11 protein-coding genes are annotated in these 12,209 nt (G+C 68.9%); 4 read left to right on the forward strand and 7 right to left on the reverse strand.

All coding sequences use genetic code 11. From position 1 onward, the window contains the following. Window positions 1–57: 57 nt before the first annotated feature. The 5 genes from ASE76_RS02085 to pncB all read right to left on the reverse strand — a co-directional run bounded on the left by ASE76_RS02085 (window position 58) and on the right by pncB (window position 6,308). A complete protein-coding gene (locus ASE76_RS02085; protein WP_082447849.1) occupies window positions 58–1,194 on the reverse strand; it encodes an MFS transporter in 1,137 nt (378 codons plus the stop codon). After that, on the reverse strand, window positions 1,191–2,537 hold the full coding sequence (gene rmuC, locus ASE76_RS02090) for a DNA recombination protein RmuC (protein ID WP_055833955.1): 1,347 nt from the start codon (window positions 2,535–2,537) through the stop codon (window positions 1,191–1,193). The genes ASE76_RS02085 and rmuC overlap by 4 nt, the downstream gene beginning before the upstream one ends. 72 nt (window positions 2,538–2,609) lie before the next feature. Then, window positions 2,610–3,596, reverse strand: coding sequence for a D-glycerate dehydrogenase (locus ASE76_RS02095; protein WP_055833959.1), 987 nt, complete (start codon window positions 3,594–3,596; stop codon window positions 2,610–2,612). Between the two features lie 19 nt (window positions 3,597–3,615). After that, complete coding sequence (locus ASE76_RS02100) at window positions 3,616–5,082, reverse strand: sodium:proton antiporter (protein ID WP_082447850.1); 1,467 nt, start codon at window positions 5,080–5,082, stop codon at window positions 3,616–3,618. 17 nt (window positions 5,083–5,099) lie between these two features. Next, window positions 5,100–6,308: a nicotinate phosphoribosyltransferase gene (gene pncB, locus ASE76_RS02105; RefSeq protein WP_055833967.1), complete on the reverse strand. Its 1,209-nt coding sequence runs from the start codon at window positions 6,306–6,308 to the stop codon at window positions 5,100–5,102. A 250-nt stretch (window positions 6,309–6,558) separates the two neighbouring features. On the opposite strand from pncB, the gene ggt reads away from it, so the two are divergent. Next, complete coding sequence (gene ggt / locus ASE76_RS02110; protein WP_055833970.1) at window positions 6,559–8,529, forward strand: gamma-glutamyltransferase; 1,971 nt, start codon at window positions 6,559–6,561, stop codon at window positions 8,527–8,529. A gap of 56 nt (window positions 8,530–8,585) precedes the next feature. Here ggt and ASE76_RS02115 read toward each other — a convergent pair whose 3' ends face one another. Both ASE76_RS02115 and ASE76_RS02120 read right to left on the reverse strand, forming a co-directional pair. Then, window positions 8,586–9,059, reverse strand: a complete 474-nt coding sequence (locus tag ASE76_RS02115; RefSeq protein ID WP_055833973.1) for a thioesterase family protein — start codon at window positions 9,057–9,059, stop codon at window positions 8,586–8,588. A gap of 120 nt (window positions 9,060–9,179) precedes the next feature. Beyond that, the gene (locus ASE76_RS02120; RefSeq protein WP_055833975.1) at window positions 9,180–9,662 is read right to left on the reverse strand and encodes a GNAT family N-acetyltransferase; all 483 of its coding nucleotides are present in this window, start codon (window positions 9,660–9,662) and stop codon (window positions 9,180–9,182) included. Between the two features lie 149 nt (window positions 9,663–9,811). Here ASE76_RS02120 and pilV point away from each other — a divergent pair, with 149 nt between their 5' ends. From pilV to ASE76_RS02135, 3 genes are read left to right on the forward strand one after another with little or no spacing between them, the layout of a single operon-like run. Further along, window positions 9,812–10,468, forward strand: coding sequence for a type IV pilus modification protein PilV (pilV, locus tag ASE76_RS02125; RefSeq protein ID WP_055833977.1), 657 nt, complete (start codon window positions 9,812–9,814; stop codon window positions 10,466–10,468). Window positions 10,469–10,500: 32 nt separating this feature from the next. After that, complete coding sequence (locus tag ASE76_RS02130; RefSeq protein ID WP_055833980.1) at window positions 10,501–11,502, forward strand: PilW family protein; 1,002 nt, start codon at window positions 10,501–10,503, stop codon at window positions 11,500–11,502. 41 nt (window positions 11,503–11,543) lie between these two features. After that, on the forward strand, window positions 11,544–12,203 hold the full coding sequence (locus ASE76_RS02135; protein ID WP_055833984.1) for a PilX N-terminal domain-containing pilus assembly protein: 660 nt from the start codon (window positions 11,544–11,546) through the stop codon (window positions 12,201–12,203). The last annotated feature ends 6 nt before the right edge of the window (window positions 12,204–12,209 follow it).

The following is a 12,209-nucleotide window of genomic DNA, read 5'->3' on the forward strand; positions in this document are numbered from 1 at the left end:
AGGCGACGCCCCCTGCAAGGGGGTTGGCGGCCACACGCAGTGGGCAAGCCTGGGGGTTTACTTCAACCTCCAGGCGACCGGCGCGCCGGCGGCGATCACCACGCCCACGATCCAGAACACGCCGGCGATGCCCACCACCGCGCCCGCGGCGCCGAACAGGATCGGCATCGCCACGCTGGACGCGTTGATCGTCATCAGCCGCAGGCCCAGTGCCTCGCCGTGGCGGGCGTGCGGCGTCACCTGGTGCAGCTTGCTCATGACCATCGGCTGCACCGCGCCGAGCGCGATGCCCAGCAGCGCCGACAACCCCCCCATCGACCACGGCGACGACAGCAGCGGATACACCGCGAAGATGGCCGCGGTGCAGACGATCGAGGCGGCGATCACCGCCCACTCCTGCACCCGCGCCGCCACCAGCGGCAGCACCAGCCGCACCCCCGCAGCGGCGATGGCGAAGACACCCAGCAGCGTGCCGATGGTCGATGCGCTGAAACCGCGCTCGTGCCCCAGGATCGGCAGCACGAAGGCGTGCACGTCCCAGCTGGAGGACTGCAGCCAGTTGACGAAGAGCAGCCGGCGGAACGCCGTCTCGCGCAGCAGGTCCCAGGCGCGGGGCCGCGGGCCGTCGGTGGGGGCCATCACCACCGGCGGCAGCTCCTGCGTGCGGCGCACCAGGTGCCAGCAGAGCAATGGCAGGCAGGCCAGCAGGGCCAGCGCGGGCCGGTAGCCGGCGTAGTCGATCAGCAGGCCGGCCGCGAACGGGCCGATGAAGTTGGCGATGGCCGGCGCGATGCCGAGCCAGCTGAACACCTGCTTCAGCTGGGTGACGCTCTCGGCCGCGCGGCCCACGTGCCGCTGCAGCGCGATCACGGTGGCACCGGTGCCGGCGCCGGTCAGCAATGCGGCCACGCAGAGCATCGGATAGCCCGGCCAGACGGCCGCCAGGCCCACGCCCAGGGTGGCGGCGATCACCGAGTACCCGATCGGCCGGCGCAGGCCGTGCCGGTCGGCGAACCGGCCGGCGGGCAGCGCCAGGAACACCTGGCTGAGCGCGAACAGCGCCAGCAGCAGGCCCACCGCCGCGGCGCTGTAGCCCTGCTGCAGCGCCAGCAGGGGCGCGACCAGCCGGGTGCCCGCCATCGCGGCATGCAGGCAGACCTGCGCGCCGATGAGGCGGGCCAGCGCCGGGTTCACGGCCGCCCCCGGCCCGGTGCGCCGGGCAGCGGCGGCGGGTCTTCGTCGGGCACCGCGTCGGCCGCGCCCGTCGGCAGTAGGCCCTGCGCCTGCGGCTCGGGCAGCGCCTCGACGTCGCGCAGCGCGCGGCGCATCACGTTGCTGCGGGTCTGGGCGCGGTCGAGGGTGTTGAGCACCGTCTGGGTCTGCTCCTTCACCTTGGAGAGCACGTCGCCGAACTTCTGGAACTCGGTCTTGACGGCGCCCAGCACCTGCCACACCTCGCTGCTGCGCCGCTCCAGCGCCAGAGTGCGAAAGCCCATCTGCAGAGAATTGAGCATCGCCAGCAGAGTGGTGGGCCCGGCCAGGGTGATGCGGTACTCGCGCTGCAGCGCCTCGACCAGGCCGGGCCGGCGCAGCACCTCGGCGAAGAGCCCTTCGGTCGGCAGGAACAGGATCGCGAAATCGGTGGTGTGCGGCGGCTCGACGTATTTCTCGGCGATGCCGCGTGCCTCCAGGCGGATGCGCGCCTCCAGGCCGCGCGCGGCCAGGTCGGCCGCCACCGGATCGGCGCGCTGCTGGGCGTCGAGCAGGCGGGCATAGTCCTCGTTGGGGAACTTGGCGTCGATCGGCAGCCACACCGGCACACCGTCGGCGCTGCGCCCCGGCAGGCGGATCGCGAAGTCGACCGTGTTGCGGGTGCCGGGCCGGGTCACCACCTGGGCCGCGTACTGGTCCACCGACAGCACCTGCTCCAGCAGCGAGGCCAGCTGCGCCTCGCCGAAGATGCCACGGGTCTTGACGTTGGTCAGCAGGTGCTTCAGATCGCCCACGCCCTGGGCCAGCGTCTGCATCTCGCCCAGGCCCTTGTGCACCTGCTCCAGCCGGTCGGCCACCTGGCGGAAGCTCTCGCCCAGGCGGGCCTCCAGCGTGGCCTGGAGCTTCTCGTCGACGGTGTGGCGCATCTCGTCCAACTTGGCGGCGTTGCTGGCCTGCAGCTGGGCCAGCTGCGCCTCCAGCGTGGCGCGCACCTCGGCCATGCGGCGGGCGTTGGCTTCGGATACGCCCTGCAGCTGGGTGCTGAGCGTGTCGGCCAGCGTCTTCTGCAGCAGGGAAAGCTGCTGGGCGAAGGCATCCATCTGTGCACTCTGGGTGCGCCCGGCCTCGGCCCCCTGCCGGGTGAGCGTCTGGGTGAAGGTGGCGAAAGCCTGGGCCAGCTCCTGGCGCGCCTGGCGGGACTGGTCGGACAGCTCCTGCCGCAGGGCGCGCTCGCTGCGCTCGGCGCGGGCGTTGGCGGCGTCGATCGCATCGTGGGTATCGGCTGTGTCGCCGCCGGGGCGGCGCAGCAACAGGAGCAGCAGCATCAGGACGCTGGCCGCCGCAGCCGCCAGCAGGGCCCATCCGGCCCAGTTCAGGTCTCCTGTAGGCACTGGGGGTCAGGCTCCTGTGCGAACCACGGTGTTGACCGGCGTCAGCGGCCCGCGGCCGTCGAAGAAGGCGATCAGGTTGTCGGCCGCCAGCGCGGCCATCGCGCGGCGGGTGCCGGTGGTGGCGCTGGCGATGTGCGGGGTAAGCACCACGTTCTGCAGCGCGAGCAGGTCGGGGTGCACCGTGGGCTCGCCCTCGAACACGTCGAGCCCCGCGGCGGCGATGCGGCCTTCGCGCAAGGCCGCGGCCAGCGCCACGTCGTCGACGATGCCGCCACGGGCGATGTTGACCAGGGTGGCGGTCGGCTTCATCTGCGCCAGCTCGGCCGCGCCGATGGCGTGGTGCGACGCGGCGCTGTAGGGCAGCACCAGCACCAGGTGGTCGGCGGTCTTCAACAGTTCGTCCTTGCCGACGTAGCGGGCCTTGCATTCGGCCTCCAGCGCGGGCGTGAGCTGCGAGCGGTTGTGGTAGACCACGTTCATGCCGAAGCCGTGCGCGCCGCGTTTGGCGATGCCCTGCCCGATGCGCCCCATGCCCAGGATGCCGAGGGTGCTGCCGTGCACCTCGGCGCCGGAGAACATGTCGTAGCGCCAGCGCTTCCATTCGCCGCGGCGCAGGAAATGCTCGCTCTCGGTGATGCGCCGGGCGGTGGCCATCAGCAGGGCGAAGCCGAAGTCGGCGGTGGTGTCGGTCAGCACGTCGGGCGCATTCGTGCCCTGCACGCCGGCGGCGGTCATCGCGTCGACGTCGAAGTTGTTGTAGCCCACCGCCATGTTGGCGCAGATGCGCAGGTCGGGGCAGTCGGCCAGCAGCGCCGCGTCGATCCGCTCGCTGCCGGTGGTCAGCACTCCGTGTTTGCCCTGCAGGCGCGCCTTGAGGGCGGCGGCGTCCCAGACCGCGTCGGCCTGGTTGTGCTCCACCTCGAAGTGCTGCTGCAGCCGTTCGATGGTCTCGGGAAACAGTGCGCGGGAGACGAGGATGGCGGGCTTGGACATGGTGGTCTCCTAGGGGTTGTTATGCGTACCAGATCAGCGTGACCAGGGCGAAGAGCGGCATCAGGACGGCGCACGACCAGCCCATGTAGCCGAAGAAGCCGGGCATGCGGATGCCGCGGCTCTCGGCGATCGCCTTGACCATCAGGTTGGGCGCGTTGCCGATGTAGGTGACGGCGCCCATGAACACCGCGCCCGCCGAGATGGCGGCCAGCGTCGGCGCCAGCGTGGTCATCAGCACGGCCGGGTCGCCGCCGGCGGTGTTGAAGAACACCAGGTAGGTCGGCGCGTTGTCGAGGAAGGAGCTGAGCACGCCGGTCGCCCAGAAGTACATCGCCGGATGGGGCGTGCCGTCGGCCCGGGTGACGGCCGCCACCACCGCGCCAAAGGGCCCGTCGGCGCCGGCGCGCAGCATCGCGATCACCGGCACGATGGTCAGGAAGATGCCGGCGAAGAGTTTGGCCACCTCGGTCATCGGCGCCCAGTCGAAGCGGTTGTCGGCATGCACCCGGGCCGGCGTGATCGCCAGCGAGACGAGCGCCACCACCACCAGGCCCACGTCGCGCAACAGCCCCGGCAGCCCCACCGGCGTGCCGAACACGTCGAACACCACCGGCGACTTCCAGGCGCCGCTCATCAGCACGAGGCCGACGACGGCCGCCAGCAGGCCCAGGTTGGCGCCGCCGTCGATGCCCAGGCGCCCGGTGTCGGGCGTCGGGTCGTGGGGCAGCACGCCTTCGCGGCGGTAGAACCAGCGGTCGATGGCGTAGTGCAGCGCCAGCAGCACCGCCACCACGAACAGCGTCTGCCCGCCGATGTGGCGCAGCGTCCAGAAGAAATCGACGCCCTTCAGGAAACCCAGGAACAGCGGCGGATCGCCCAGCGGCGTGAGCGCGCCGCCGGCGTTGGAGACGATGAAGATGAAGAACACGATGCCGTGCACCCGGTGGCGCCGGTCGTCGTTGGCGCGGACGAAGGGCCGCAGCAGCAGCATCGAGGCGCCGGTCGTGCCCATGATGCTGGCCAGCACCGCGCCGAGGGCCAGGATGCCGGTGTTGAGCCCGGGGCTGCCGCGCAGGTTGCCGCGGATGTGGATGCCGCCCGCCACGGTGAAGAGCGCGGTCAGCAGCAGGATGAACGGGATGTACTCGGCCAGCAGCGCGTGCAACAGCTGCACGCCCGCCGCGGCCGGCCCGAAGACCGCCGCGAACGGCACGAAGAACAGCAGCGCCCAGCCGGCCGACACCTTGCCGAAGTGGTGGTGCCAGAAACCGGGCGCCCCCAGCGGCACCAGCGCGATCGACAGCAGCAGCGCGGCGAAGGGCGCAGCCCACCAGAGCGAGAGCGCAGCGCCGTCGATCTCGGCCGCCGACGAGACCGCCGGCACCACCAGCCCCGCGCAGGCCGCTGCCAGCACCCGCGCACCCTTCTTCAAGCAAAAAGTGCCTGCAGCCGGCGCAGCACGCCGACCACCAGCTATCGAAAACATAGCACCCGCCACGTCGGTCAGGCGCCTGCCACGTCGGGCTCGGGGATCTCGAACACCTGGCGCAGGTAGGCGAGGTACTTCTCGTCGTCGCACATGCCCTTGCCCGGCGTGTCGGAGATCTTGGCCACCGGCTGGCCGTTGCAGCGCACCATCTTGATGACGATCTGCAGCGGCACGTGGTCGGGCGGATCGCCCAGGTCGTTGGTCAGGTTGGTGCCGATGCCGAAGGCCAGCTGGCAGCGGCCGCGGAACTGGCGGAACAGCTCGATGGTGCGCGGCACCGTCAGGCTGTCGCTGAAGATCAGCGTCTTGGTGCGCGGATCGACCCGGTTCTGGCGGTAATGCTCGATCAGCCGCTCGCCCCAGGCGAACGGGTCGCCGCTGTCGTGGCGAGCGCCGTCGAACAGCTTGCAGAAGTACATGTCGAAGTCGCGCAGGAAGGCGCTCATGCCGTAGACGTCCGACAGTGCGATGCCCAGGTCGCCACGGTATTCCTTGGCCCAGGTCTCGAAGCCGAACACCTGGCTGTCGCGCAGCCGCGGGCCGAGGGCCTGGCAGGCCTGCAGGTATTCGTGGGCCATGGTGCCGAGGGGCGTGATGCCCAGCTGCATCGCCAGCAGGACGTTGCTGGTGCCGGCCAGCTGGCCCTGCGGACCGGTGCCGAGCTGCTCCGCCAGGGTGCGCAGCAGCTCGCCGTGCCAGGCGCGGCTGAAGCGGCGGCGGGTGCCGTAGTCGGCGATCTTGAGCGTCTCCAGGTCGGCGCCCTGCAGCTGCGCGATCTTGGTGGCCAGCCGCTGGCGGCCGCCCTCCAGGCTGGCGCCCGGCCGGGTATTGCGGAAGTAGACCTCGTTGACTATGGCCAGCACCGGGATCTCGAACAGGATGGTGTGCAGCCACGGCCCCTGGATCGCGATGTCGATCTCGCCGGAGGGCAGCTCGGTGACGCGGATGTTCTTGGCGTTGAGCTGGAACAGGCCCAGGAAATCGACGAAGTCGCTCTTGATGAAGCGCATCGAGCGCAGGTAGTCCAGCTCAGCCTCGGTGAAGCGCAGGCTGCACAGGCCCTCGATCTCGCGCCGGATCTCGTCGGCGTACGGCGCCAGCGCCACGCCCGGGTTGCGGCACTTGAAGCGGTACTCGGCATGCGCGCCAGGGAACTGGTGCAGCACGACCTGCATCATCGTGAACTTGTACAGATCGGTGTCGAGCAGGCTGGCGATGATCATGGGCAGGTCGGCCGGTGCGCCGAGCGGAGGGGGCGAAGCCTTCCATTCTGGCATCGAAGCCAGACGCCCTCGCCGCGCGGGCCCGACGCCCTTCGCCGCCGGCATGCCTCTTGCATCCTAGGGAAGACCCTCGCGGGCCTTCCGCGGCGCATTCCAGCAGGGAGAATGCGGCCCACAACCCATCACGAAGAAAGTCGACATGCCGATTGCACATGCCACCCTCACCCCGCGCCGGACGCCGGCCGGCCCCATGCCCACCTGCCTGCGTGCAGCCCTGATCGCCTCGGCCGTCCTGGCGCTGGCCAGTTGCGGCGGTGGCGACGGCGGCGGTGGCGGCAACGTGCCGGTCGACTTCTCCCTCAATTCCTGCGCGCTGACCACCTCCACCGGCGGCGCGGTCGTCGTCGGCTCCGGCCTGGCGGGCGACCCGTCGGCGCCCGAAGCGGCCAGCGGCTACCGCCTGGGCAAGACGGCGGTCAGCGCCAAGAAGTACATAGTCGTCACCGCGAACCCGCTGGCCTCGAAGGCCGGCTGCGACGTGCTGAAGAACGGCGGTACCGCGGCAGACGCGGCGGTGGCGGTGCAGATGGTGCTGGGCCTGGTGGAGCCGCAATCCTCCGGCCTCGGCGGCGGCGCCTTCATGCTGTACTACGACGCCAAGAACAAGACGGTGCAGGCCTACGACGGCCGCGAGACGGCGCCTGCCGCCGCCACCGAGAACTACCTGCGCTGGGTGAGCGACACCGACCGCAGCCTGCCCCAGCCCGGCGGCGCCCGCGCCAGCGGACGCTCCATCGGCACGCCCGGCGCGGTGCGCATGCTGGAGCTGGCCTGGCAGGACCACGGCCAGCGCCCCTGGTCGGAACTGTTCACCCCGGCGATCGGCCTGGCGCGCGACGGCTTCCTGATCGGCGGCCGCATGGCCGACGCGATCGCCGGCGGCGCCGCCGGCCTGAAGCGCGATGCCGAAGCCACCGCCTATTTCTTCAATGCCGACGGCACGCCCAAGGCGCTGGGCACGCGGCTGCAGAACCCGGCCTACGCCACCACCCTGGGCACCCTCGCGCAGGGCGGCGCCAACGCCTTCTACACCGGCCCGGTCGCCCAGGGCATCGTCTCCAAGATCAAGGTCACCAGTGGCGGATCGCCGGCCGTGGCGATCACGCCCGGCCTGACCGAGCTGAGCGACCTGGCCGGCTACCAGGCCAAGCGCCGCGACCCGGTCTGCACCACCTACCGCGCCTACTGGGTCTGCGGCATGTCGCCGCCCTCCTCCGGCGGCATCGCCGTGGCGCAGGCACTCGGCATCCTGGAGAACTTCGACCTGGCACCGCTCAAGCCGACCGGCAGCCTGGCCGAGGGCGGCCGCCCGACGGTCCAGGGCGTGCACCTGGTGAGCGAGGCCGAGCGCCTGGCCTATGCCGACCGCGACGCCTACGTGGCCGACACCGACTTCACGCCGCTGCCCGGCAACAGCTGGGACACGCTGCTGAACAAGAACTACATGAAGAGCCGCGCGGCGCTGATCAGCCCCACCCGCAGCCTGGGCACCGCCAGCGCGGGCGTGTTCGGCAGCACCCGGATGGGCGTCGTGCCGCTGGAAGAGCGCGGCACCACCCACTTCACCATCGTGGACGCGGCCGGCAACGCCGTCTCGATGACCACCACGGTGGAGGCCGGCATGGGCTCGTTCCACTTCACCCAGGGCTTCATCCTGAACAACCAGCTGACCGACTTCTCGGCCACGCCGACCGACACGGCCGGCCTGCCGGTCGCCAACAAGCTGCAGGCCGGCAAGCGCCCCCGCAGCTCGATGGCGCCGACGCTGGTCTTCGCCAAGGCGGCCGACGGCAGCCGCGGCGAGTTCCTGATGGGCACCGGCTCGCCGGGCGGCAGCACCATCATCCAGTACGTCACCAAGACCGTGGTCGGCGCGCTGGACTGGGGCCTGGACGCGCAGCAGGCCACCTCGCTGGTCGACTTCGGCGCGGCCAACAGCCCGACCACCAACCTGGGCGGCGAGCATCCGGTGCTGAACCTGGCCAACAACGGCAACGGCGATCCGCTGATCACCGGCCTGCGCGCCCTGGGCCACACGGTCTCGACCGCGGCCCAGTCGAGCGGCATCGGCACCGTCATCCGCACCGTCAGCAACGGCAGCCAGACCCTGCAGGGCGGCGCCGACCCGCGCCGCGAGGGCCTGGTGCTGGGCGACAACTGATAAGCGAAGAAGGCGGCGCCACCCGGTGCCGCCCGCGCCCCGCGGGGCCCGGTCGTCTAGGCGGCCGGGCCCCGCAGCGCTTCCAGCACCTCGCGCAACCGCGCCGGCAGCGGTACCGGCCGCCGGGTCTCGGCATCGACATAGACGTGCACGAAATGCCCGTGGGCCGCGGTGCTCTCCCCGCCGGCCGCGAACACGCCCAGTTCGTACCGCACGCTGGAGGTGCCGAGCGTGCCGACGCGCAGCCCCAGCTCGACCGGCTCCGGAAAGGCCAGCGGCGCGAAGTAGTTGCAGTGCGACTCGATCACCAGCCCGATCGTCGCGCCGGCGTGGATGTCGAGCGCGCCCTGCTCGATCAGGTGCGCATTGACCGCCGTGTCGAACCAGCCGTAGTAGACGACGTTGTTGACGTGGCCGTAGACGTCGTTGTCGGACCAGCGGGTGACGAGGGTGCGAAAGGCGCGGTAGGCGCTGCGCGGCGCGGGTTGCGGGCGGGCCGGGGCGGTCGAGGCGACCGGGCTCTGGGTCATGGCGGTAAGTCTCCTGTCGAGAGGGCCCACCACGCGGCGACAGCCCGGATGCTACCAATTCGATAGCTGACAGCCGGCGTCAGACGCCGGCTGCGGCCACGTTTCTATCCAAAAAAAGAATCAGACGACGTTGCGCTTGAGGCGGATTTCCTCCAGCCGCTCCACGCCGACCAATGCCGTGCGCAGCGTGGTCATCTCGCGCTTGAAGCCGGCGAGCTCGAAGAAGCGCAGGGCGCGCTCTTCCCGCAGTTGGACCCAGGCGGTCACCACGGTGCAACCCTCCTCTTCCAGCCCTTCCCGGGCGGCATCCCACAGGGCCAGGCCGACGCCCTGCCCCTGCTCGTCAGGCAGCACATGCAGTGCCCAGACCTCGCCCACGGTCGGCTTGGTCTTGGGGTCGCGGGAACGGTCGAAGCCGACGAAGCCGACCAGCTGGCCACCCTTGTCGGCGACGTGGATCAGCGGCTCGCCGAACTCGATCGCCTCGCGCCAGAAAGCGACCTGGCGGGGGGTCGGCGCGGCTTCCGGGCGGTGCAGCGCAGCCACGGCGGCGGCATCGGAAAGTTCGGCGGGACGGACGAGAAGAAGTGGGGAAGAGGACATGAATCGCAGAAAAACGGGAGGAATCGCCGGCCGCCTGGGGGGGCGGCACGGCTGTCCGGCTGCCAGACGGTGAGCCAGGGCGGACTTGCGGTTACCCGAAACTTACACGCTTCAGGACAATCGATTATCCCCGATCACCGTACACCCCTATGCCACTGCAGCACCTCCACCGCCGGGTACACACCAGGGGCTTCTCGCTCGTCGAGGTGCTCGTTTCCATCGTGATCTTCTCGTTCGGGCTGCTGGGCATGGTGGGGCTGCAGGCATCGGCGATCCAGGCGAACCGGGATGCGCGGCTGCAGTCGGTGGCCACCAACCTGGGACGCGAAATGGCCGAGATGATGCGCGGCAATCCCGACATCTCGATCGAAGCGACAGCGACGGCCAATCCCTACCTGCTCAGCCTTACGGCACCTCTGACGCCCACGACGTTCGAGGGCTGCCTTTTTATCGGCAGCAGCTGCGGTGGCACGCTCAGCCCGTCCAGCGCCGCCAACGTGACAGCCAACAGCGCGAACAACCTCAAGCTGGCCCGAGCTCAGGTGACCGAATGGCTGGCGCGTGTCGACGAACAACTCCCTGGTGCGCGTGTCGTGATCTGCTTCGACAATGCGCCCTTTGCGTCAGGACTGCCCGTCTGGGACTGCTCAGGCACCGCGGCCAACGGGCTGGCCACCATCAAACTGGGATGGACCCGAAATCCGCTCAATCGCGGCAGCGGATCTTCCAACACGCCAGAACTCGCGAGCGCAACAGGTTCGTCCCCTGGCGTGGTGATCCCGGTGGCAATTGAGGAGCGCATGTGAACCGCCGAAAAAATCGACCTGCCCGCGGTGCCATGCACCACACGCCAGGCGCCTTTCAACAGGGCATGACCCTGATCGAACTGCTGGTCGCGATGGTGGTCAGCTTGGTGGTCGTCATGGCCGCGGTCGCAGCCCTCACCGTCGCGCGGCGCGGATTCACCACGGTGGACGCTGCATCGCAGATCCGCGACAACGGAAGGTTCGTGCAGGACCTGATCAACCGGCTCGGCGTCCAGGTGGGGTTTCAGGACGTCCGCTATGTGACGCTCCCGATAAGCAACGAGGCTACGGTCGATCAGGATCCACCGTCCGGAGTTTTCGGCTTCAACAATGCGACATCGTCGGATTCGGATCCATTCAATACTGGTGTTGCCAGGACCACATCGGATGGCAGCGACATTCTGATCTTGCGATATCAGGCTGTTGAAACGTTTCCGGGATCCGGCGTCACCGACAAAAGTATGATCAATTGCGATGGCAGCGTTGTCAGCGCGGTACCTGCTAACCGCGCCGATCGCTCCGTAAGCGTAATTTATCTGAGCACAAGTTCTGCGGGCGGTTCGTCGTTGATGTGCAGTCGGGGACCCAATACGGGTCAGCCCATCGTAGGTGGCGTCGAGAGTTTCCAAGTGCTTTATGGAGTAGATGGCGTCACCGCGGGAACCGCACCCACAGCCGGAGCGGCCGATCCAGTGCGACCCGACAGCTATCTGCGCGCCGACCAGCTGACAGTGACTGGCAACGACGTAGCCACCCGTGCCAACTGGCGTCGGGTTCGCAGTATCCGCATCGGATTGGTGTTGCAGGGCCCGCCCAATTCGGCGCAGGTAGCCGAGAGCACGACCGACTACTACCCCTTCGGCAAAGCAAAGACCGCGTCAGGGGCCGATGGGTCGGGTATGGCATCGGCTAACGACGTCGGCACGGTCTACCGTGCGCCCAACGATGGCCGTCTTCGCCAGACGCTGTCGTTCACGGTGCATCTGCGCAATTTTCAGCCCACGTTCGACGAACGTGGAAAGAGCACGTTATGACCCCCTTTTCGATACGCTCCAGCCAATGGCGAGTCGGCTCCATGCTGCAAGCAGCAGCGCTGCAACGCGGCGCGTCGCTGATCATGGTGATGATGATCTTGGTAGTGGTCTCCATTTTGGGCATCAGCGCTGTGCAGGTTTCCATGATGTCCGAGCGTGGTGCGCGCAACGACCGCGATGGACAAGTATCTTGGCAGGCGGCGGAGGCTGCGCTGGTCGATGCCGAATACGACATTCGCCAGCTGCCAAGCAAGTCAGCTATTTCGCGGTCTGAGGTCTTCGGCACCAACGATATCGGCGCCGCGGGCGGTCCTAATGCTGGGCAGACCATTGTCAAGACCGTCAACCTTGCCAATTTCTCTGCTGATTGCAGCGGTACCGACGATCTCCTGGGGCTGTGCCTGCTTCCCACGGTCGCGACCGACAAACCTGCATGGCTGAAGTACTTGACCACCGACGCGAAAACGGTTGGATACGGCGATAAAACGGGAAGAGCCTTTCCTAATGCCGTGGACAACAACCAGACCGGCGTGCTGTCCGCGAAAAAGCCGCGCTACTTGGTAGAGGCCATCCGCGACAACGGCCAACCATGCCGAAATGCGTCCGTCGTCTGCGAGAAGTATGTCTTTCGGGTCACGTCGATCGGTTACGGGCCACAAGAGCGTACCCAGTCGGTCGTTCAGATGATTTTCAGGAACTGAGCTGAA

Source organism: Xylophilus sp. Leaf220 (assembly GCF_001421705.1).
GTDB lineage: Bacteria > Pseudomonadota > Gammaproteobacteria > Burkholderiales > Burkholderiaceae_C > Xylophilus.

Coding starts and splice junctions, on each gene's coding strand:
- pilV (WP_055833977.1), top strand. CDS start 9,812: ATGCCACTGCAGCACCTCCACCGCCGGGTACACACCAGGGGCTTCTCG.
- ASE76_RS02130 (WP_055833980.1), top strand. CDS start 10,501: ATGCACCACACGCCAGGCGCCTTTCAACAGGGCATGACCCTGATCGAA.
- rmuC (WP_055833955.1), bottom strand. CDS start 2,537: ATGCTGCTGCTCCTGTTGCTGCGCCGCCCCGGCGGCGACACAGCCGAT.
- ASE76_RS02100 (WP_082447850.1), bottom strand. CDS start 5,082: ATGTTTTCGATAGCTGGTGGTCGGCGTGCTGCGCCGGCTGCAGGCACT.
- ASE76_RS02135 (WP_055833984.1), top strand. CDS start 11,544: ATGCTGCAAGCAGCAGCGCTGCAACGCGGCGCGTCGCTGATCATGGTG.
- ggt (WP_055833970.1), top strand. CDS start 6,559: ATGCCCACCTGCCTGCGTGCAGCCCTGATCGCCTCGGCCGTCCTGGCG.
- ASE76_RS02115 (WP_055833973.1), bottom strand. CDS start 9,059: ATGACCCAGAGCCCGGTCGCCTCGACCGCCCCGGCCCGCCCGCAACCC.
- ASE76_RS02095 (WP_055833959.1), bottom strand. CDS start 3,596: ATGTCCAAGCCCGCCATCCTCGTCTCCCGCGCACTGTTTCCCGAGACC.
- ASE76_RS02120 (WP_055833975.1), bottom strand. CDS start 9,662: ATGTCCTCTTCCCCACTTCTTCTCGTCCGTCCCGCCGAACTTTCCGAT.
- pncB (WP_055833967.1), bottom strand. CDS start 6,308: ATGATCATCGCCAGCCTGCTCGACACCGATCTGTACAAGTTCACGATG.